This is a genomic window from Plantibacter sp. RU18, from assembly GCF_050613355.1.
Classification (GTDB): domain Bacteria; phylum Actinomycetota; class Actinomycetes; order Actinomycetales; family Microbacteriaceae; genus Plantibacter.
Genome location: NZ_CP159618.1, coordinates 1,421,202 through 1,442,311 on the forward strand (window position 1 = coordinate 1,421,202; position 21,110 = coordinate 1,442,311).

The following is a 21,110-nucleotide window of genomic DNA, read 5'->3' on the forward strand; positions in this document are numbered from 1 at the left end:
GATGCCAGGTGTCTTGAAGATTCACGACGAGGACGAGGGAGACGATGCCGATGACCGTTGGTCCCGACGCCACACCAGACCCTCGTGGCGTCCTCTATCCCGCGCGTCTGCCGAGCTTCCATCGCGAGGCTGCTCCCGCCGCGCTGGACGGTCTCGTGCGATGGTTCTGGATCCCCCGCTGGCAGCTCGGTGCGGGCCGGACGTCGCGCCAGGAGATCCTGCCCTTCCCCGCGTCGAACCTCGTGGTCGCCTCCTCCGGGGTATCGCTCGCCGGACCGACGAGCGCGGCCTCCCACCGCGACCTCCGCGGGAGCGGCTGGGCGGTCGGCATGCTGCTGCGCCCTGCGGCGCTTTCGTCACTCGGCCACGATCCGCAGACCATCCGGGACACGGAGGTGCCCGTCGACGCACCCGATCTGCTGTAAGCGGTCGCCGGTGCGATGGCGGACGACGACGAGGCGGCCGGACGCCGGGAGGCGGTCGCGCTCTGCGCGGCATGGTGCGCGGAGCATCTCGACCGGCCGGACGAGGACGGTCTGCTGGCGAACGCGCTCGAAGACCTCGTCGCAGCCGATCGCGACATCATCCGGGTCGAGCAGCTGGCCGAGCGCCTCGGCCTGACGGTCCGCGGCGTGCAACGGCTCGCCCAGCGGCACATCGGTCTGCCTCCCCTCGCGGTCATCCGTCGCTACCGGCTGCAGGAGGCCGCACAGCGTTTGCGCGCCGACCCCCGGATCACGATCGCGCAGGTGGCTGCGGAACTCGGCTATGCCGACCACGCCCACCTGGACGCCGACTTCCGCACGGTGCTCGGGCTCACCCCGAACCGGTATCGGCATGACCCCGACAACCGCGTCGTGGAGTGACGGCATCGGAGCGGTACCCACCGCTCGTGAACCGTCGTCAGTTGCGCGTTCGCTCCGTGTTGCGGTCGATGTGCGGCTTGCGCTCGACCGGCTTCTTGACGCGGACGATCTCACCGCGGCGGTCCTGCCCGGGCAGCGGCCGCGACCGGCGTCCGTAGATGAGCTCGGAGGAATCGAGCAGCCACGGCACGAGCGCGACGGTGACCCCGTGGACGAGCATGATCTGATTTCGGATGCGTGATGCCCGACGGTTGTGGAGGAGGCTCTCCCACCAGTGACCGACGATGTACTGCGGCATGTAGACCGTGACGACCTCGGACCCGTGCGCCGCGCGGTGCGCCTTGATGTACTTCGCGAGTGGCAGCGCGAATTCGCGGTAGGGCGACTCGAGGATCACGAGCGGCACGTGGATGTTCTGCTCGATCCATTGCTGCTCGAGCAGTTTCGTCGATTCGGCGTCGATCGACATGTGCACCGCTTCGAGGCTGTCGTGCTTCGCAGCGATGGCGTAGTCGAGGGCCTTGAGGATCGGCTTCTGCATCTTGCCGACGAGCACGATGGCGTGGTCACCCGTCGCGCCGAAGGTCGTGGTCGGGTCGACCTCGACCTCCTTCTCGACGTCGCGGTAGTACCGGTTCACCCCGAGCATGAGGACGAAGAGGATCGGCATGAGCACGAACACGAGCCAGGCACCGTGGGTGAACTTCGTGATCGTGACGACGATGAGGACGCTGGCCGTCAGCACGGCGCCGAAGGCGTTGATCGCGAGCCCTCGCCAGACCGCCCCGCGGTCGTCGCAGCCCTCACGCAACATCCGCAGCCAGTGCTTCACCATGCCCGTCTGCCCGAGTGTGAAGGAGACGAAGACGCCGATGATGTACAGCTGGATGAGCTGTGTCAGGTTTGCCTGGTACACGACGAGGATCGCGCAGGCGGCCAGCCCGAGGATGATCATGCCGTTCGAGAACACGAGGCGGTCGCCTCGGGTGTTGAGCGACTTCGGCGCGTAGGAGTCGCGGGCGAGCACGGCACCGAGCAGCGGGAAGCCGTTGAACGCCGTGTTCGCGGCGAGGAGGAGGACACAGGCCGTCCCCGCCTGGATGAGGAAGAACGGGATGCTGTTCGCACCGAAGACGGCTGTCGCGACCTGGGCCATGAGGCTCGGTTGCGGCGTCGTCTCGCAGTTCGCGAAGCCCTCGAGATGACAGGCGTTCTCGGCGTAGTGCACCTGTGAGATCAGCGCGAGGGCGACGAGTCCGACGAACAGGACGATGGCGGTGCCGCCCATGAGGACGAGCGTCTTCTGCGCGTTCTTGATCTGCGGACGACGGAACGCAGGCACGCCGTTCGACACGGCCTCGACTCCGGTCAGCGCGGAACACCCCGAGGAGAACGCACGGAGGAGGAGCAGGATGAACGCCGCCTGCGTGAGACTCTCACCCTGCACGGTGAACTCGGCGCTCGAGGCGACTGGAGCGTCGCCCATGAACGTCCGTACGAGACCGGCGACGATCATGACGAGCACGCTCGCGATGAAGAAGTAGGTGGGGATCGCGAAGGCCTTGCTCGACTCGCGGACCCCTCGCAGGTTCACGGCCATGAGCACGAGGACGAAGCCGACGGCGAGCTCGACGCGCCACGGGTTCAGGCCGGGGATCGCGGAGATGATGTTGTCCACGCCCGATGCGACCGACACGGCGACGGTGAGGACGTAGTCGACGAGCAGTGCGGAGGCGACGACGAGGCCGGCCTTCTCGCCGAGGTTGCGGTGCGCGACCTCGTAGTCCCCGCCGCCGGACGGGTAGGCCTTGATCAGCTGACGGTACGACGCGACGACGACGACGAGCAGGATCACGACGCACGCCGCGACCCACGGAGCGAAGCTCAGGAACGCGAGTCCGCCGAGCGTCAGGATCATCAGCAGCTCCTGCGGCGCGTACGCGACACTCGACAGCGCGTCGCTCGCGAAGATGGGGAGCGCGAGGCGCTTGGGGAGGAGCTGGCCCTCTAGGTTCTCGGTCGGCAGCGGGTCCCCGATCAACCAGCGTTTTGCCGATCGTGGTTCTGTCCCGGGCTCTCGACCCTCAGTTGTCACGAGCGGCGATATTACTCCTTCGATACCCGGAGTCAAGCCGGTAGCGGTGGGCGCGATCCGCATCGTCATCCGACCGTGATGAGCTCTGTTCACCGATTGGGGAGTGGCGAAACGAGACGGTTGACCAATATCCTGATCGGCGACTGTCCGACAACTGTTCGTTGGGCGCCCCACTCATGACCGACCACCCACGCCAAGGACACCCATCGTGACTGCTCGTCGCCTGTATCCACTCGCCATCGCCGCTGTCGTCGCCGCGCTCACCCTGTCGGGGTGCAGTCTCATCGGCGACATCCTGCCGAAGCCGTCGGAGACCCGTGACTCGCAGTCGGGCGAGATCGTCGGCGGGGGCACCACCGACGTGTTCACGCTCGCGGTCGGCGACTGCCTGAACGATGAATCCTCCTCAGAGGAGGTCTCGGAGGTACCGACCATCCCATGCACCGAGGCGCACCAGTACGAGGTCTACGGCGAGGTCACGATCCCGGGCGACGAGTGGCCGGGCGACGAGTCACTCACGCAACAGGCCGACGACGGCTGCTACGCGCAGTTCCAGCCCTTCGCGGGCATCGCCTACGAGGACTCGACGCTCGAGTTCAACTACTACACGCCGACGCAGGGCAGCTGGGAGGAGATGGGCGACCGCCTCGTCACCTGCGTGATCTATGACTCCGGAGCGACCACCGGCTCCCTCGCGGGCGCCGCGCGGTAGCCGCATACACGTCGGACCGCCCACCTCCCTCGCGGGTGGCGGGCGGTCCGACGGTCGCGAGCTGCGACCGTGCCGCGTCAGACCTGCAGTCGCTCGCGGAGGCGGTCGCGCACGGCCACGAGGTCCGCACGGAGTGTCGAGACCGCGTCGTCGTCGAGCACGCCGCCCTGGGAGACGTGCTCACGCAGCTCGGCGCGGATCGCCTGACGGAACTCGTTGATCGAGACGTCCGCCTCGTGGAGGGCGAGTCGTCCCTGCACCTTCGCATCGACCGACGCCTCGGCGCTCGCGGTCCAGCTCGGGCCGGGCTTCGACGACTGCTTCGCCTCGCGGGCGGCCGACGCGAGATCGGCCCGCAGGCTCTTCATGGCGGCGGTCACGCCACTGCGGACCTCGTCGGCGATGCGTCGGACGGAGTCGGTGAGCTGGTCCTCGATGCCGTCGAGCTCGTCGGCACGTGCCGCGAGTTCCGCCCGACCGGCCTCGGTGATCTCGTAGACCGTCTTCCGGCCGTCGCTCGTCTTCGTGACGAGGCCCTCCTCCTCGAGCTTCGCGAGGCGTGGGTAGATGGTGCCGGCGCTGGGGCTGTAGGTACCGCCGCTGCGATCGGTGAGTGCCTGGATGAGCTCGTAGCCGTGCTTCGGCGACTCGTCGAGCAGGCTCAGCAGATACAGTCGCAGGCTGCCGTGCGCGAAGACGGGGCTCATGCGCCTGCCTCGCTCCCGGTGGTCGGGGCGCCGGCTGTGGTGGCCGAGTCCGCAGCTGCGGTCGCCGGACGACGCAGCACGGTGACGGCGCCGCCGACGGTGTTGATGCGTACCTCCGCGAACTGTCCGGAGAGTGCCCCGGTGTGGGAGGTGTAGCCGCCGCCACGGAGTCCCTTCAGGACGACGCCGTCGATGGTGAGGCGGCCGCCGACGGAGTTCGCCGTGTACCGTGCGGCGAGGTCCTCGTCGAAACGGACCGTCACGGCGCCGCTCACGGTGTTGAGGTCGAGCTGGTCGCACGGGCCGTGGACGTCGAGGGTGACGTCCGAGGAGACGCCGTCGACCGAGGCCCGCGAGATCGTGCCGGAGGCGGTGACGTCGCCCGAGACCGTGTGGGCGGCGATGCGCCCCGTGTGGTTCTGGACGGTGATCTCGCCGCTGACGGAGTTGAGCTCGAGTCGACCGGTCATGTGGTCTGCGACCAGGTCGCCCGAGACGGTGTTGAGCTTCGCGTCGTTCGTGAGCCCCGATACGAGACCGCTCGCGCTCACCACGCCGAAGGTGAGCGCGACGTCGCGGGGGACGAGGACGCTGACCTGTGCCGTCGCGCGGTTCGAACCGAAGTTCGAGAAGACCTCGAGGAAGTTGTCCCAGCGCAGCTGTGGGTGATCGATCTCGGCGACGTCGCCGTCGATGGTGATCTTGAGGTCTTTGCCGGTGACGGCACCGACCTCGATACGGGCGCCGGGCTCGTCGTGGCCGATGATGTCGACCTGGCCACCGATGAGACCGACCTTCAGTCGTCTGACCAGCTCGAGGTCGATGATGCGGCTCTCGCCGGGAGCGATGATCCACTTCTCCTGTGCCATGGTGCGTTTCCTTTCGGGGTGAACACGATATATCGCGTTGAAGTGGTATTCACGATATATCGCGTTCCGGACCGTGGCAACCGCAGAACCTCCGGGATCACCCTGAGTCGACCCTGAGATCGCGCTTGACCTTGACGCAACGTCAAGTTCTACGCTGAATCCAGCACCGGGAACGTCCCGGACGAGGAGGTGGACACGATGGACTGGTCGATCCAGGAGATCGCGAAGCTGGCCGGCACGACGAGTCGCACGCTGCGTCACTACGACGCCGTCGGCCTCCTGCCGGTGACGCGGGTGGGCGTCAACGGCTACCGCTACTACGACGAGCACGCGCTCGTCCGCCTGCAACGCATCCTGCTGCTCCGCGAGTTGGGCCTCAGCCTGCCCGCGGTGGGCGAGGTCCTGGCGGCTCAGGAGGCCGCCGGGCACGGTGCGACGGACGCACTCCGCGAGCACCTCGTGTGGCTGCGGGCCGAGCAGGACCGACTCGAAGCGCAGATCGCATCCGTCGAGGACACGATCACGAACATGGAAGGAGGCGGACCCCTCATGGCGGAGCACATGTTCGACGGGTTCGATCACACGCAGCACCAAGCAGAGGTCGAGGAACGCTGGGGCGAACACGCCTTCGCGTCGGGCGATCGCTGGTGGCGGGGCAAGACCCCGGCAGAACGCGCGGACTGGCAGGCGAGGGCTGCGGCGCTCGCAGCCGACTGGGCCGACGCGGCGTCACGCGGCGTCGACGCATCCGGCGAGGAGGCGCAGGTGCTCGCCCGGCGGCAGTACGACTGGCTGTCCGGCATCCCCGGCACCCCGCAGACGGCCGACGGGCATCCGACGCGCGAATACTTCACCGGACTCGGCGAGATGTACGTCGGCGACCGCCGGTTCAGCGCGAACTACGGCGGAGAGACCGGGGCGCGCTTCGTCAGCGACGCGATGGCGCTGTTCGCCGAGCGCGAGCTGTAACGCGGCCCGCGCGACCGCAGGACGTCCGCGCGAGGGGAGGAGATCCCCCTCGCGCGTCCTGCTGCCGGCCTGATCTCCTGCTGCAGGGCGGACGGATCAGTACCAGCGCTCGACGCGGAGATCGTCAGGCAACGGCACGTCGTCGCTCGGCGGGCCGTCGCCGTCCAAGCAGCTCTCACCCGGCCCGATCACAACAGACGGCGTCCAGGGGGACGGGTCCTCGGCATGGAACGGGACGTAGCCGACGAGGCTCGAATCGCTGACCGAGACCCGCGACTCGAGTGCTGCCGTGAAACCGCCGAAGTCCTTCGTCGCGTAGACGACCGCCTCGCCGAGCGACCCTGCTTGTTCGAGCTCGCAACCGACGGCGATCGGCTCCCACCCCGTATCGCGCAGTGTGGCGAGCATCGACCGCGCGGTGGACCAGGTGGTGTCGGATGCCGCGGCCGCCTCGTCCGGCGACCCGGTCGGCCACGGATCGGCGAGCGAGACCGAGCCTCGCTCCACGGTCACGTTCGCCGAGGTGTCAGGGGACCTCGCCTCGGTCGCGGTCCCGCCGGCGAGCACCGGGTCCGACGACAACGACACCAGACGAGCGTCATCCACGGCGTTCGGTTCGACCGCCGGTTTCGGCGCGCACGCCGTGCAGAGGGCTGCGACAGCCAGGCCCGCCAGGAGCGCGCGCAGACCCCGCGTTCTGGTCGACGGCATGCGGCCTCCTCTGGCAGGGTCTGGCAGGTCCCTGCAACGGTAGCCGACCTCGGGCACCGACGCCTCGATCCGGGCACGGCAGCTCATGGGGAGCGCTGCCCATCGCCAACCGGGCGACACCAGGCCACCCTGGGGGAGACGGTCGCCGACGAGCGACCACGGAGGGTGGACGATGAGCGGGGATCTCCAGGTCGACGACGCGGGATTGGCCAGCGTCATCCAGACGGTCGCACAAGCGGCGACGAGTGGTCGGGGCGTGTTCACGAGTTGCGCCGACACCTCGTTCCTCGACGAGCAGGTGTCGACCCAAGCCGGGACCTTCGAATCGACCTGGCGACAGGAACTCACTGCAGCGGCCACGACGATCGACGAGTTCGCCGCATGGATGCAGCAGGTCGCCGACACCATGACGGCGACCGACACCGACCTCGCCGGAGGTGCTTCGTGACCGCGCCGACCCAGACCAGGTCCGCTGCATCGGGACGACGCATCGCCGAACTCGCGGCCGAGCTCCGCGGCGCCGGTGTCCCGGCGGGCGTGACCGACCAGCTGGCCGGCGTCGTCCGCACCGCAGGACTCGCGGCCGTCATCGGACTCGGTCCCGGCATGCTGAGTGACGAACAAGCCGGAGCCGTCGTGCTCGCCGCCCTTCGCGACGCCGACCGACGCGGCGCCACCGCTTCAGACGTCGCCGACGAGCTGCACGCCGTCGCCAGACTCCAGACCATCGTCCTCGACCTGCTCTCAGGGCTCCGACGACAGGAAGGCGCATCATGACGCTCTCGGAATTGCGTGCGAAGAGCTCCGCCGAGCTCGATGTGCTGGCGACCTTCCTCGACTCCCTCGGCGGCAACCCGCTGGCGCTCGCCGCATCGATCGGGTCCTTCGTCGAACGCGCCCTCGGCCTCCTCCCACGCTCGGGCATCTTCGCCGATTCGCCGCCGCCCGGTGATCCGGACGCCATCGACGCCTTCGCCGACACCTACGACGACGCCGCACTGGTCGCCGACGACATCGAGACGACGCTGTCCACCGTGTCGGCGTCGAGTCTGCCTGCGGCGCTCGCCGGAGTGACCGGCGCAAGCGCGACGCACGTGCTCACCGCGGTGAAGACGCTCGTCTCCAGCGAGGCGGAAGGACTGCGCACCGGCGGCACCGCGTTCCACGCCTATGCGGAGGGCATCCGCGACGCCCGATCAGCGCACGAGCCCGGAGCGGGAACGATCCGGGACGGGCACCGCACGCTGGGCAGCATCTCGGTCGACCCGTGGCGGATGCTCAATCCGCTCACCACGGCGGATGAGGTCGCGGGGGTCGTCACCGCGCTCGGGAGTGGCGTGCGACAGATCCTCGACGGCGTCTCGGTCTGCCACGCGTCATACGACTCGGCCTGGGAGGCGGGGGAGGCGTTGCGGCGGGCGATCTCGGACTCCGAGGGGTACGCGCGGCTGGCCGGTGTCGAGGTCCCGGTCGGGCAGACCAGGATCGACGTGCTCGTGGCGAGGGTCGCCTACGCCGGAGACGGCCCCGATTCCGCGGTGCTCTCGGAGCACGAGTGGGCCGCATACCAGCAGCAGTGGGCGACGCTCGACGACGACGAGCGCGAGCGTATCCTCGCCGCCATGCAGGATGCGAACGACCCGCAGGTCAGTGCGCTCCTCATGAGCGCCCTCGCGACCGGTGCCGGGGCAGCGGCAGTCCTCGCGCTGGCCGCGGCCATCGCGAACGCGTCGGACGGGGACCGTCCACAGCTCATCGAGGAACTCTCGGGTCTCGGTGTCGGTGGCTACGGCACGGCGACCGTGAACGGCGAGATCTTCGACCAGTACAACAACAAGACCTGCGGAACCACGACGCTCATCACCCTCGCTGCCCAGTCGGACCCCTTCCTCGCCTACTGGCTCCGGACGGGCGAGATCCTCGACGGGCATGTGCCCGCCTACCTGAGCGGCATCGACCCGTCGGGTGGCGGGTCGTCGACCGAGGACCGCATGACCTACCTCCAGCAGGAGGTCCAGGATCGTGCGAACGACCTGCCTGGCGTGCTCGACTATCCGAACGTCGCAGGCACCGCCCCCGGCGGGGCGGGGCGGGACGCCGGGTTGAGCGGCACCGACTACCGGCTCGACTGGACCAACCTGCTCGGAGGCGACAGCGGCCGCGGCGAAGCCCTCACGGCCGCCGCCGAAGCGGCCAACGACGGCACACCCGTGCCGCTGCTCGTCGGCGACAACGACAACACCATCCCGCAGCACTACGTCCTCATCATCGGCTTCCACGACGGGGAGTACGAGATCTACGACCCGTCGACCGGCGAGACGAACCAGGTCACCGAGGACATCATGCTGAACGGCTCCGACGAACAGGTGGAGGGGTTCGCGTACTGGAAGCAGGTCTACGCGGTCGTCAACCCCAACTGACCGCCCTTCGACAGGCTCAGGGACCGGGTGGTGGCTCAGGGACGGGGTGGTGGCTCAGGGATCGGTCGGGCCGAGGGGCCGCGGTCAGGGACCGCGGGCTCGGACCGTCGGGCTCATCGCCAGCGGTACTCGAGTTCCGGCCTGCCCGGGGCGCCGTACCGGGGAGAACGCTCGACCACACCGGTCTCGGCGAGGTACTCCAGGTAACGCCTCGCCGTCACCCTGGACAGCGAACCTGCGGCAGCGGCCTCACTCGCCGACAGCGGTCCGGGCGCTCGGCGCAGCAGCTCCGAGACGAGCCGTAGCGTGTCCTCCGAGAGCCCCTTCGCGAGCTGCGGCCGCGACGAGGGAGTGCGGAGCGTGGCGAGGGTCAGGTCGACCTCGTGCTGGCTCGCGACCGCGCCGTCGGCCGTCATGGTGCGTCGGAACGACCGGTACGCCTCAAGCTTGTCCGCGAACGCCGGGAAGGCGAACGGCTTGATGAGGTACTGGACGACACCAGCCGAGACCGCGGCACGGACGATGCTGAGGTCCCGGGCGGCGGTGATCGCGATGACGTCGACGTCGATCCCGGCGGTCCTGATGCGCCTGCACAGCTCGAGCCCGTGCGCGTCCGGCAGGTTCAGGTCGAGGAGGACGAGGTCGATGTGATCGACGGGGGAGCGATGCGCCTCCGCAGCGCGGAGGGCGTGCATCGCGCTCGCTGCGTCGCCGGCGACCGCGGCGAGCTCGAAGCCCTCGAGCCGACGCAGGTAGCTCGCGTGGGCCTGCTGGGCGATCGGCTCGTCCTCGACGACCAGCACACGGATGGACTCGCTCATGTCGTCGCACCGTCCCGGATGCCCACCGCGGCCGGCAGTGTCACGACGAAGGCCGACGACGGCTCACGGACGACCTCGATCGTCCCACCGAGGCGCGTCACCGCCTGCTGGACGAGCGCGAGCCCGAACCCCCGGCCGTACCGTCCGGGCTCCTTCGTGGACCAGCCGCGCTCGAACGCGAGGTCGAGCACCCGCGGGTCGAGTCCTGGACCACTGTCGCTGACCTGGAGGACGAGCTCCGTGCGGTCGGATCCGCCCTCGCTCCGGGCACCGCCAGGCAGCCCTTGGCCAAGATAGACCTCCACCCAGGGCTGCTCGCCCGCTGCGGCGTCGATCGCGTTGTCGATGAGGTTGCCGAGGATGGTGACGATCACCGCGGGATCGACCTGCACGCGCCCGAGCCCCGGATCGCTCTCGAGGTGGAGTTCGACGCCGAGCTCTGCCGCCTGCGCGGTCTTGCCGAGGAGCAGTGCGGAGATCACCGGTTCCCGATCGGCCGCGAGCACCCGGTCCGTCAGGCGCTGGCTCGCCCCGAGTCCTTGCGCAGCGAGTTCGAGCGCCTCCTCACGCCGGTCCAGCTCGATGAGCGACACGATCGTGTGCAGCCGGTTCGCGAACTCGTGCGTCTGCGCGCGGAGGGCGTCGCTCATCGTCCGCATCGACTGCAGCTCGCCGCTCAGGTGTTCGACCTCGGTGTGATCGCGCAGGGTCATGACCCATCCGCGTCCCTGCGCGCCACTCGCCTCGCCGGGCGCGATCGCCGACTCCTGGTTGACCACGAGCACGTGGTCGCGGGTGAGATGGATCTCGTCGACCGCTTGTCGGCCGCTCGCGAGGAGGTCGCGGATTCCGTGGTCGATGTCCAGCTCGCCGACCGGCGCAGCGACGGGTGCACGATCGCCGAGCGGGAGTCCGAGCAACTCGGCGGCCTGGTCGTTGACGAGCACGAGCCGGTGCTGCCGGTCGACGAGCACGAGCCCCTCGCGGACCGAGTGCAGGACCGACTCGTAGTAGTCGAACATGCGCGCCAGATCCTCCGGGCCGCGGGATCCGGTGACGCGCTCGAGATACCGGCGGAGTGTCCAGGACGCGATGGCGCCGATCACGAGGACGAGCAGCGCGGTGGCGAGCAACCACGGCACCCGCGCCTCGAACGTCTCGGCGACGTTGCTGACGGTGACCCCGGCGGCGACCAGTGCGACGACGGTTCCCGAGTCGTCGATGATCGGTGCGACGGCGCGCACCGACGGCCCGAGCGTGCCGGCATAGGTCTCGGTGAAGGTCGTCCCGCCCAGAGCCGGGGCGATGGTGCCGATGAACGGTTTGCCGATCTGATCGCGATCGCGATGGGTGTACCTCGTGCGGTCGGTCGCCATGATCGTCACGAAGTCCACGCCGGTGTCACGCATGAGCGCCTCGGCATAGGGCTGCAGAGCGTCGGACGGACGATCGGTGGCGAGCTGCGTCAGGACGAACGGGTTGTCCGCGATGCCGTTCGCGACGTCGAGGCACTTCGCCACCGCGCGGTCCTCCGTCTCGGTGCGCGCTTGGAACCAGAGCAGGACTCCGGCGACGAGGGTCAAGACGACGACCGCGACGAGCTGGACGAGGAAGAGTCGTGAAGCGATGCTCCTGGAGCCACCGGCCACCCGTACCACCTCCGTCTGCTCCGTCGCGTCGACCCCTCCAGTATCGGGGTTGGCGGTCCGGCCGCGCGCCGCTGCCCGCGACCACTACGACCACAAGCGGTCACTACGACCACAACGGTCCCACCGGTCGCAGCCGGTTGCAGGGTTGGCCAATCGACCACCGCTGCCGCACTGACGCGACGCACGACGAAACGGATCCGGCATGGCAATGACGCTCTCCTCCCTCAAACGGTTGGACAAGACCCACTACCTGTACATCGCGGTGATCGTCGCGGTCCTCGCCGGCATCATCGTCGGACTCACGGCGCCCGAGTTCGCCAAGGGGCTGAAGCCCGTCGGTGACGCATTCGTGGCGTTGATCAAGATGATGATCGCACCGGTCATCTTCTGCACGATCGTCATCGGTGTCGGCTCCATCGCCAAGGCTGCGACGGTCGGCAAGGTCGGTGGCCTCGCGATGCTCTACTTCATCGTCATGTCGACCTTCGCGCTCGGTATCGGTCTCGTCGTCGGCAACATCATCCAGCCGGGCGCCGGTCTGAACCTCGCCGAGACGAGCTACCAGGTCGAGGGCGAGGCGAAGAGCACGACCGAGTTCATCCTCGGCATCATCCCGACCACGCTCGTCTCGTCGCTGACCGGCGGGAACATCCTGCAGGTGCTGTTCGTCGCACTGCTCGTCGGGTTCGGGCTGCAGAAGATGGGTGCCACGGGCGAGCCGATCCTCCGCGGCGTGAAGCTGTTGCAGGCGCTCGTCTTCCGCGTGCTCGCGATGATCATGTGGATGGCTCCGATCGGTGCGTTCGGTGCCATCGCGGCAGTGACCGGATCGGCCGGCGCGAGTGCGCTCGTCGGGCTCGCGACCCTCATGGTCGCGTTCTACATCACCTGCGCGTTGTTCATCGTCATCGTCCTCGGCGGCGTCCTGCGGCTGACGACGGGGTTCAACATCTTCGCGCTGATGAAGTACCTCGGCCGCGAGTACCTGCTCATCGTCGGGACCTCGTCGTCCGAGGCGGCGCTGCCCCGACTCATCGCGAAGATGGAGCACCTCGGTGTCTCAAAGCCCGTCGTGGGCATCACCGTCCCGACCGGCTACTCCTTCAACCTCGACGGCACGGCGATCTACCTGACGATGGCGTCCATCTTCATCGCCGACGTCATGGGCGTGCCGATGAACATCGGTGAGCAGATCTCGCTCCTCGCGTTCATGATCATCGCGTCGAAGGGTGCAGCCGGTGTCACGGGTGCAGGACTCGCCACCCTCGCGGGAGGGCTCCAGGCCAACCGGCCCGACCTCGTCGACGGTGTCGGGCTCATCGTCGGCATCGACCGGTTCATGTCGGAGGCGCGCGCGCTCACGAACTTCACCGGCAACGCCGTCGCGACGATCATCATCGGCACGTGGGTGAAGGAGGTCGACCGGACGCAGGTGGTCGAGGTCCTCGCCGGCCGCGACCGGTTCGACGAGGCGACGATGAGCGTCGACGACCACACGGGTGCCGTGGCGGTGCCGGTCCCGGTTGACGCGGACCAGCCGGCGGCATCGGCGGGGCTGAACCGATAACACTTCGACACACCTGGCGACCGCACATCCGTGTGGTCGCCAGGTGTGTCGAGGTGGCTGGCGCACCAGCGAGGTCGGACCGTGGGGCCTCCCAACAAACTCCGAGGGCGGTGAATGATCATGGACGAGCCCTAGAATCGGGGCATTCCCTGCAGGCCCTTCGCACCGCTGACGAGGAGCCTGCACAACCCCTAGGATGAGATGCCCTCTACATCAGTTGTCACGGACATGCTTGTATCTGGTTGCACACGCTGTCACGTCGGAGTGGGAACGGTTCTGGCTGCTTGCGGTCGCCATTTTGAAGATCCTCGCCAGCTGAGGGCGGGTGGTATTGCATCCAGGGGCCAAACTCCTCGTTCGTTGTGGGCGAAACCCTGGGAGATGAGGTCTTCAGTTACACCAAAGGGAGTGCTGTCATGACCGCGATCGAGTTTGCTCTTGGGGTCGTGGCCTTCGTGGTAATCCTGCTGGCCTCCATCGCTCTGCACGAGTTGGGGCACTTCGTGTTCGCGCGGCGATTCCAGGTCCCCGTGCGACAGTTCATGGTGGGCTTCGGTCCCACATTGTGGTCGCGCCGTGTGCGTGGCACGGAATTCGGCGTGAAGCTCTTGCCCCTGGGGGGGTACATCAGCATGAAAGGGATGTACCCGGATGCCGACGACCCGGAGGAGTACCCGTCGATTCCGGAGGAGCCGGCGTTCTGGAAGCTGCGGGCGCTGAAGAAAATCACGATCATGGCGGCAGGGCCGGCCGTCAACCTCGTGCTCGCCGTCGGTCTGATGCTTGGCGCATTCTGGGGAATGGGAGCCACCGCGATAACCGCCGGAAAGATCGCGGAGTGCACTCCGTCGACTTCTTCGCAAGAATGTTCTGCAGCGAACGCGCCATCCCCCGCGAGTGCGGCGGTGCACAAGGGTGACGTCATCGTCGCCATAGACGGGCACAAGATCGCACAGTGGGATCAGGCGGTGGAGATCATCCGATCCCACCCTGACCAGGTCACGACTTTTACGTTGCTCCGTGACGGGAGACAGTTCGAACAAGAGATCACCCTCGCCAGCATCGACTCTGATGGCATCGAGGTCGGATACCTGGGGGTGACGCCGGGAGTGACACTCATTCCTCAGTCGCTCGCTGATGCATCGGGCCAGGCGCTTGCGACGATCGGTACCACGGTCACGACTCTGGTGAAGCTGCCCGTATCCGCGGTGACGACGGTGACTGGATTGTTCACAGGTACAGCGGTGCCGGACCGGCCTGTCAGCCTTGTCGGCGTGGGGCAGGTCGCTGGAACGATCTCGTCTTCGGAGCAGCTCTCTGGAGACCTGAAGCTACAGGCGCTGCTACTTCTGGGAGCGCAGTTGAATCTTGCCCTGTTCCTCATCAACATGGTCCCGCTGCCACCATTCGACGGCGGGCATATTGCTGTCAGCGTGTACCAGTCGGTGCGAGATCGGATCGCATCGTCGCGGGGGAAGGCTGTGTCGCCGCCAGTGAGTGTCGCGCGGCTGATTCCGGTGACGTTGGCAACCTTCGCCACATTGGCCGCGATCTCGCTCGTATTCATCGTCGCGGACATTTTCGCACCGGTGCTCTAAATGATGAGAGAGGAGAAGTGATCATGGCCGAACGCGCGGCCGACGGGTACTCCTTGGCGCCGTTGACCGCTGTGCTACAAGGGCAACTTGTAGAGCGCCTCAACGACCCTGAGACGTGGAAGCCGTACAACTGGTTCGGTTACGAGTACGGCGGCACCCCTGGCGGCAGTCTTCAAGGGATTCCATTCGGTGAGGGTGGGATGCTCGCGGTTCTCGACGAGAGATCGAATTTCGTCGGCCAGGTGCAATGGATGCCGGGCTTCTGGTACGGAGGCGCCAATCGGAACCGCGCCTGGAATTTCGGACTCATCATCTTTCCGGAATACCAGCGCACGCGCGCAACTCGAGCAGCGATGCTTCTCCTCTTCGACTATCTGTTCACACACACCACCGCCCACCGTATTGAGGCAACAACGCCCGCAGCAGCGGTGAAACATCCCCAAGGAATCGAATCAACCGGGCTTCGCCAAGAGGGTGTGATGGACAGGCGCAGTGGCGCGAGGGCAGGTGGCATGATGTGACACTGCTGGCTATCCTGCGGGAGGATTGGGAACACCGACGCTCCGTCGGGCGAGACGCAGTAGGCGACGCCTGAGGAATCGGACAGCCCGGGAGTGCTCCGATTCGAGACGGACGGTCTCGAACCTCGATGACGCTGCGTGACACGCGTCGAGCACGAGCATTCGTTGTGGCACGAGGTCGCAGGACGTGACGCGATGCTCACGACGGGTGAACCGCGATGACGAAGCACAGAGCGCCGACAAAGGGGTAGAAGAACCGTCCTAGCCCCATGAGCACGGCAATCGTCGCATGCATCATCGCCAAAAGGACTCCGGCGACAAGTGCCACCCACCCGCCGAAGAGCAAAGCAGGTGCAGCCGAAAGCTCGAGAAGAATCACGCCCCAGCTTGCGAATGCCGCGAAACGCGGGCGAGAGAGGAGTATTCGAGCCGTGATCTTGTTACCGAATTCCTTCATGTTCAGTGCGAGGGCGAGTTGGCGGCCGGCGCGCCAGCCGCGATGCCGGACCTTCGACAGTCCGCCGTCAAGGTATGCAATCGACAGGAGGATGGTCAAACCAGCCCAGGCCGCCAGCCCGAGCCAGTGCGATTGAAGGTGGAGGTTCGCCCAACACGCCGTCCCGAGCGCGGCACAGAGCAACATCCGGTCGGAGCCGTCGAGTCCCTGAACGATGAAGGTGCGCAGCAAGAGCCCTAGGGCCAGAATCAACAACGCGCCTGCGATGGACGGGGCCTCTGGCTCGCGTGTGAGCCAGGTGACCGCGAGGAGGAGGACGCTCGCGACGAGCAGGAACAACGACGTCGCGATCGTGCACGCAGAACGAGCTCGCGTCTGCGCAAGCACGACCCGGGAGCGCCGGTGAGAGACGAGTTCCTCGATCGAAGACGTCGCTGCGCCGATCGCGACGAGCGTGTAGGAGATGAGGATCCACATCAGCTAGACGGTGAACGGGCCGAGAGAGACCTGTGCTTCGGGCGCGTCCTTCGCGTAGAAACCTCGGTCGACAACGATGTAGAGATGTGCGATGCGCGCCCGGGTATCGCCGGAGTGCTGACGGCGAACTTCATCTCGCGTCGCTCGTTCGAGAAGACTCACGGCAGCCGTGGTTGCCGGGTCCGATGAACGTTGACGCATGTAACGGTACATCGTGGACTGCATGAGTTCACGATGGAGATAGCGGTACCGGCTGTACGGGTTGATGAACGGGTGAAACCAACGACGGGTATTTCCGTATGAGGAGTGGAAGTGCTCCTCGTCGTGATCGTCTAGCCTGTCTCCAATGACCTCATACAGGTCGAATATCGCGCCTTTTTGGCCGAACAATCTCCACGATGGCGCCCGTCTGATCAGTACTGCGAACCACGGAGGTCGGAACTTCGGCCTCAGAACCAGCATTGCGGCGATGAAGGCCCGCGCCGCGATCGCGAGCCAGAGAAGCAGGAGCATTGCGATGCTGAGTGCGATCGCGACGTCGGTCATGTCTGATAGCTCAGGTCATGGAGGGAGAACGTCGCGCCGTCCCGGAACGCACACAGCGATACGAGAACACCGGCGACCCCGGTGAACAAGCCCGCGTCTCGGGCGAACAGGGGCGCATTCGCGCGAGCCCTGGGTCGCGCACGCAACGAGCTCGCCCAGGATGGGACACTCGCTGCATCCCTGTTCCCAAACCGTCGCGTATACGCGGATGCTCGCAGGAGGAGCGCGGGCCCGGCAACGCCGTGGCAGATGCCGACCTGATCGCTCCGTGTCGTTCGGACGATGTCGCGCAGAGCATCGATACGAGGTGAATCTGGATCGCATGCCAGCCGTGCGGTCAGTTGACCTGTGGCGCCCCAGCACCAGGAACTGGAGGAGCCGGCTTCCCGTGCCCTGCCGGATGCCATCAACTCGTCCTCCAGTTCGAGGCACAACTGTGCGCTCACGTGGAGATCCGGGAGGTCGAGATCAGTCGCGGCGTGATGCAGTGCCAGGGCGAATCCTGATAAGCCGTGCGCCAGCCCAACGGCGGGCGTCTCCTCGGTCAGCACTTCCGGCATCGCCTCGACGAGGTCCTCCACGGCACGTGACTGGGCGGCCAGGTATCCGTCTCCCCGAGTGAGTGTGGCGAGACGTCTCATCCCGATGGCCACACCGCTTGCCCCGTCGATGAGATCCAGTCCGCGAGGGGGAGCGGCAGCAGCGGACAGCGGTCCGGCTAGGGCCGATATCGCGTCCAGTGTCCCATGATCACCTTCGAGCGCCGCGATGGAGGCGAGGGCGACGAGCGGTCCAAGACACCCGGGGCCGGTGAGTGTCAGCGGATCACCGCTCCCGGGTTGCCGGCGCTCCTTCAGGGTCTCATGGATACTCTCCAGGAATCGGCCGGACAGCGTTCGAAAGGCTCGTTCGGCGCTCGTGTGTGCAAGTCCGGCGATTCCGAGCGCAAAGGTTGCTCCGATAGGACCCGCGTACAAGCCTGCGGGAGCACTGTGGAGGGTGAAGAAGTCCGGATCAGGTTCCGTGGAGGTGACCATCCATGGCGCACCCTCGTGATCATGCACCGCACCGGAAACGGTCGAAACCAGATCGTCGATCTGGTTGGAAAGTGCACCTGTCGCCGGCATTGCGAGAGCGACGGTTCGCGCATCGCGAGGGTTGAACGCACCCAGCTCGAGGCTCAGCGAGAGCAGCCCCGCCTGGTCGTTTTTGTCGGCTGAAGAGAGCCCCGACAGGTGTTCGGTGAGTTTCGTGAGCGGCGAAGAGCTCGGGCTGTCAAGAATTCTTCCGTTGTCGAGGACAAGCGCACCATCGCCGATTCGCTGCTCGATCAGAGGCACCACACCATGGTCGAGAGCGAACTGTTCGCTGTCGAAAAGTTCCTTCTGAGTTCGGGAGACTGCTGACGATGAAGGTGGAGATGAGGTTCGAGTCGACTGCAACAACGTGTCGTATGCCGCCGAGTCTGCGATCACGATACGGGTCCGGGCATCGGCGTTCGCCTCGACCAGGCTCACAACTTCGGCGACAATATCGTCCTCCAGCAAGACGTCATAGGTGGCGTGAAAACCTCGCTTCACGTCGTCCAGGTACGGTCCGGCTGGGAAAGAACCGAACGTCTCGTGGGGCTGATGGGGCATGGAGCCCGGCTTCGACTCTCGCTCGTGGACATATCGGGGGTCGCCATCGACGCTCTGGATGGATCTCACCGTCGGCAACCGATCTGGATGCGCATAGTACCCGAGAGCAGTCACCTCTCTCGGTGTTGCAGAACGAAACGTCTTCCGCCAATTGGGCAAGAGTCCGGAATCCAACACCTGGGGCCGTGCTCCGTGTAGGAGATCGACATGTGCTGGATGGGTGGATACCGTGGAGAAGTTGAGCAAGCATTCCGCGTCGAGCACGATTGGCCCCTGCGCTGTAGAGAGTAGGTTCTCGCAATGCAGGTCGTTGATGTTGACGCCGAAGTAGAACGGACCCTGTAGCGCCAGGTTGGATTGGACCCCCTAGCTCAAGCTAGGAGGATGATTTCAGTGGATACGTGGGCAGAGATTCGGCGGTTGCATCGTTCTGAGAAGGTTCCGATCAAGCAGATCGCGAGGGATCTTGGGATCGGGCGGAACACGGTCCGTCGGGCGTTGCGGGGTGAGGATCCGCCGGATCGGTCGCGGGGTCCGCGGGGTTCGAAGATCGATGTCTTCGTGCCGCAGATCCGTGCGCTGTTGATGGAGTATCCGAAGATGCCGGCGACGGTGATCGCGGAGCGTGTCGGTTGGACGTTCTCGCCGTCGTTGTTTCGGGAGCGGGTGTCTGAGCTGCGGCCGGAGTATCAAGGCATCGATCCCGCGGATCGGCTCTCGTATCAGGCGGGTGAGGTGATCCAGTGTGATCTGTGGTTCCCTGAGGCGCGAGTTCCCGTCGGCGGGGGCCAGGATCGTGTCTTGCCGGTGTTGGTGATGGTGTCCGGCTTCTCCAGGCGGATCGAGGCGATTATGCTGCCGTCTCGGCAGGGCGGTGATCTCACTGCGGGTATGTGGTCGCTGCTGCAGAGGTTCGGCGGGGTGCCGAAATCGTTGCTCTGGGATCGAGAGGCTGCGATCGGCGGGTTGGGCAAGCCCACCGTCCTCGCGGCGACGTTCGTGGGGACGCTGGCGACCAGGCTGCGTTTGGCCCCGCCACGAGACCCGGAGACGAAGGGCATCGTCGAGCGCGCGAACCGCTTTCTGGAGACCTCGTTCCTGCCCGGCCGGATTTTCCAAGACCGAGATGACTTCAACGCCCAGATGACGACCTGGTTGGAGACCAGAGCGAATCAGCGGAAGGTCCGTGCGATCGCTGCCCGTCCCGTCGAGCTCGCTGTCCCTGACCGGGCGGCGATGCTCCCACTTCCGGCGAAGCCCCCTGTCACTGGTCTCACGCATCGGATCAGACTGGCCCGGGATTATTACGTCCGTCTCGATGGGAACGACTATTCCGTCGATCCTCGGTTCATCGGCCGATTCGTCGATGTTCGCGCGACGCTTGATGACGTCACGATCTCCTGCGCCGGACAGGCCGCGGGACGGCATGCCCGGTCGTTGCGCAACGGGATGACGATCACCGATCCCGGGCACGTCACCGCGGCGGCGAAGCTACGCGCCCACTACCAACGGCCCAAGCCCTCCGGGGTTCGTGAGCACCCGGACGGGCATCGGGTCCAACTTCGGGCGCTGTCCGACTACGACGCCTTATTCGGCGTCGATTTCACCACCAAAACCGAATACGAGAAAGAAGCACGATGACCTCCAAGAGCAGCACGATCGACGCTCCTATTCCGAAGACCACCGAGCAGGTTGCATCCAAGATCGCCTATCTCGCCAGAGCTCTCAAGACCCCGACGATCGGGCGGGTCTGGGAAGACCTCGCGGACCGCGCCAGGGTCGAGAACTGGGCGCATGAGGAATATCTCGCAGCCGTCCTTGAACGCCAGCTCGCGGACCGTGAATCCGCCGGGACGACGATGCGGATCCGGACCGCGCACTTCCCCGCAGTCAAGACCCTCGAGGACTTCAATCTCGATCACCTCCCGTCTCTGCGTAAAGACGTCCTCGCGCACCTCGCGACGTCGACGTTCGTCGCGAAAGCAGAGAACGTGATCCTGCTCGGCCCGCCCGGGATCGGGAAGACGCACCTCGCGATCGGGCTCGGCGTCAAAGCCACCCACGCCGGATACTCCGTCCTCTTCGACACCGCGAACAACTGGATCGCGAGACTCGCGGCCGCCCACCACCAGGGGCAGCTCGAGGCCGAGCTGAAGAAGATCCGCCGCTACAAACTCATCATCATCGACGAAATTGGCTACATCCCCTTCGACCAGGACGCCGCGAACCTGTTCTTCCAACTCGTCGCATCTCGCTACGAGCAAGGCTCGATCATGGTCACCTCGAACCTCCCGTTCAGCCGCTGGGGTGAGACGTTCGGCGACGACGTCGTCGCGGCAGCGATGATCGACCGCCTCGTCCACCACTCCGAAGTCCTTACCCTCTCCGGCGACTCCTACCGCACCCACGGCCGCCGCGACCTCATCAAGCAGACAGAGAAGAACTAAGCTCAACCAACGAAGAGGGGTCCACCCCAGACCGGCGC

Annotated in this window: 21 protein-coding genes; 12 read left to right on the forward strand and 9 right to left on the reverse strand. The window is 66.4% G+C overall.

The genetic code is table 11. From position 1 onward, the window contains the following. Positions 1-50 precede the first annotated feature (50 nt). Positions 51-425 (forward strand): DUF6597 domain-containing transcriptional factor, encoded by a 375-nt coding sequence (locus ABMA10_RS06920; RefSeq protein WP_431031328.1) that lies wholly within the window; start codon positions 51-53, stop codon positions 423-425. A gap of 15 nt (positions 426-440) precedes the next feature. Beyond that, complete coding sequence (locus tag ABMA10_RS06925) at positions 441-866, forward strand: helix-turn-helix domain-containing protein (RefSeq protein ID WP_431031329.1); 426 nt, start codon at positions 441-443, stop codon at positions 864-866. Between the two features lie 37 nt (positions 867-903). Here the strand turns inward: ABMA10_RS06925 and ABMA10_RS06930 are convergent, their stop codons facing one another. Beyond that, positions 904-2,907, reverse strand: a complete 2,004-nt coding sequence (locus tag ABMA10_RS06930; protein ID WP_414693662.1) for an APC family permease — start codon at positions 2,905-2,907, stop codon at positions 904-906. A gap of 262 nt (positions 2,908-3,169) precedes the next feature. Between ABMA10_RS06930 and ABMA10_RS06935 the strand changes: the two genes are divergently transcribed. Further along, positions 3,170-3,673 (forward strand): septum formation family protein, encoded by a 504-nt coding sequence (locus tag ABMA10_RS06935; protein WP_347868515.1) that lies wholly within the window; start codon positions 3,170-3,172, stop codon positions 3,671-3,673. Positions 3,674-3,750: 77 nt separating this feature from the next. On the opposite strand, the gene ABMA10_RS06940 is transcribed toward ABMA10_RS06935, so the two are convergent. Both ABMA10_RS06940 and ABMA10_RS06945 read right to left on the reverse strand, forming a co-directional pair. Beyond that, entirely contained in the window at positions 3,751-4,380 is a 630-nt protein-coding gene (locus ABMA10_RS06940; RefSeq protein WP_347868516.1) for a PadR family transcriptional regulator, read from the reverse strand. Next, positions 4,377-5,249, reverse strand: a complete 873-nt coding sequence (locus tag ABMA10_RS06945) for a DUF4097 family beta strand repeat-containing protein (protein ID WP_347868517.1) — start codon at positions 5,247-5,249, stop codon at positions 4,377-4,379. Before ABMA10_RS06945 ends, ABMA10_RS06940 begins: the two co-directional genes overlap by 4 nt. 198 nt (positions 5,250-5,447) lie before the next feature. Here ABMA10_RS06945 and ABMA10_RS06950 point away from each other — a divergent pair, with 198 nt between their 5' ends. After that, complete coding sequence (locus tag ABMA10_RS06950) at positions 5,448-6,218, forward strand: MerR family transcriptional regulator (protein ID WP_431031330.1); 771 nt, start codon at positions 5,448-5,450, stop codon at positions 6,216-6,218. A 96-nt stretch (positions 6,219-6,314) separates the two neighbouring features. On the opposite strand, the gene ABMA10_RS06955 is transcribed toward ABMA10_RS06950, so the two are convergent. Further along, complete coding sequence (locus tag ABMA10_RS06955) at positions 6,315-6,929, reverse strand: hypothetical protein (protein WP_347868519.1); 615 nt, start codon at positions 6,927-6,929, stop codon at positions 6,315-6,317. A 172-nt stretch (positions 6,930-7,101) separates the two neighbouring features. Between ABMA10_RS06955 and ABMA10_RS06960 the strand changes: the two genes are divergently transcribed. The 3 genes from ABMA10_RS06960 to ABMA10_RS06970 are packed head-to-tail and all read left to right on the forward strand — an operon-like array spanning position 7,102 to position 9,349. Then, on the forward strand, positions 7,102-7,377 hold the full coding sequence (locus ABMA10_RS06960) for a hypothetical protein (RefSeq protein WP_347868520.1): 276 nt from the start codon (positions 7,102-7,104) through the stop codon (positions 7,375-7,377). Continuing rightward, positions 7,374-7,706, forward strand: coding sequence for a hypothetical protein (locus tag ABMA10_RS06965; protein ID WP_347868521.1), 333 nt, complete (start codon positions 7,374-7,376; stop codon positions 7,704-7,706). Before ABMA10_RS06960 ends, ABMA10_RS06965 begins: the two co-directional genes overlap by 4 nt. Beyond that, entirely contained in the window at positions 7,703-9,349 is a 1,647-nt protein-coding gene (locus ABMA10_RS06970; RefSeq protein WP_347868522.1) for a hypothetical protein, read from the forward strand. The genes ABMA10_RS06965 and ABMA10_RS06970 overlap by 4 nt, the downstream gene beginning before the upstream one ends. A 113-nt stretch (positions 9,350-9,462) precedes the next feature. On the opposite strand, the gene ABMA10_RS06975 is transcribed toward ABMA10_RS06970, so the two are convergent. Together ABMA10_RS06975 and ABMA10_RS06980 are read right to left on the reverse strand one after the other, a co-directional pair. Beyond that, on the reverse strand, positions 9,463-10,170 hold the full coding sequence (locus ABMA10_RS06975; RefSeq protein ID WP_347868523.1) for a response regulator: 708 nt from the start codon (positions 10,168-10,170) through the stop codon (positions 9,463-9,465). After that, on the reverse strand, positions 10,167-11,819 hold the full coding sequence (locus ABMA10_RS06980; protein ID WP_347868524.1) for a sensor histidine kinase: 1,653 nt from the start codon (positions 11,817-11,819) through the stop codon (positions 10,167-10,169). The genes ABMA10_RS06975 and ABMA10_RS06980 overlap by 4 nt, the downstream gene beginning before the upstream one ends. A 202-nt stretch (positions 11,820-12,021) precedes the next feature. On the opposite strand from ABMA10_RS06980, the gene ABMA10_RS06985 reads away from it, so the two are divergent. The 3 genes from ABMA10_RS06985 to ABMA10_RS06995 all read left to right on the forward strand — a co-directional run bounded on the left by ABMA10_RS06985 (position 12,022) and on the right by ABMA10_RS06995 (position 15,505). Beyond that, positions 12,022-13,386, forward strand: coding sequence for a cation:dicarboxylate symporter family transporter (locus tag ABMA10_RS06985; RefSeq protein WP_347868525.1), 1,365 nt, complete (start codon positions 12,022-12,024; stop codon positions 13,384-13,386). A gap of 416 nt (positions 13,387-13,802) precedes the next feature. Next, entirely contained in the window at positions 13,803-14,984 is a 1,182-nt protein-coding gene (locus tag ABMA10_RS06990) for a M50 family metallopeptidase (protein ID WP_347868526.1), read from the forward strand. A 23-nt stretch (positions 14,985-15,007) separates the two neighbouring features. Beyond that, positions 15,008-15,505, forward strand: a complete 498-nt coding sequence (locus tag ABMA10_RS06995; protein WP_347868527.1) for a GNAT family N-acetyltransferase — start codon at positions 15,008-15,010, stop codon at positions 15,503-15,505. Between the two features lie 199 nt (positions 15,506-15,704). Here the strand turns inward: ABMA10_RS06995 and ABMA10_RS07000 are convergent, their stop codons facing one another. The 3 genes from ABMA10_RS07000 to ABMA10_RS07010 all read right to left on the reverse strand — a co-directional run bounded on the left by ABMA10_RS07000 (position 15,705) and on the right by ABMA10_RS07010 (position 18,976). Further along, positions 15,705-16,301 carry a hypothetical protein gene (locus tag ABMA10_RS07000; protein ID WP_347868528.1) on the reverse strand — a complete coding sequence of 199 codons (597 nt, stop codon included), beginning with the start codon at positions 16,299-16,301 and terminating at the stop codon, positions 15,705-15,707. A gap of 141 nt (positions 16,302-16,442) precedes the next feature. Beyond that, a complete protein-coding gene (locus ABMA10_RS07005; protein WP_347868529.1) occupies positions 16,443-16,985 on the reverse strand; it encodes a hypothetical protein in 543 nt (180 codons plus the stop codon). Next, positions 16,982-18,976, reverse strand: coding sequence for a lanthionine synthetase LanC family protein (locus tag ABMA10_RS07010; RefSeq protein WP_347868531.1), 1,995 nt, complete (start codon positions 18,974-18,976; stop codon positions 16,982-16,984). Before ABMA10_RS07010 ends, ABMA10_RS07005 begins: the two co-directional genes overlap by 4 nt. Before the next feature lie 33 nt (positions 18,977-19,009). Here ABMA10_RS07010 and istA point away from each other — a divergent pair, with 33 nt between their 5' ends. Both istA and istB read left to right on the forward strand, forming a co-directional pair. Beyond that, a complete protein-coding gene (istA, locus tag ABMA10_RS07015) occupies positions 19,010-20,266 on the forward strand; it encodes an IS21 family transposase (protein WP_347868913.1) in 1,257 nt (418 codons plus the stop codon). Then, positions 20,263-21,072, forward strand: a complete 810-nt coding sequence (gene istB, locus ABMA10_RS07020) for an IS21-like element helper ATPase IstB (protein WP_347868871.1) — start codon at positions 20,263-20,265, stop codon at positions 21,070-21,072. The genes istA and istB overlap by 4 nt, the downstream gene beginning before the upstream one ends. The last annotated feature ends 38 nt before the right edge of the window (positions 21,073-21,110 follow it).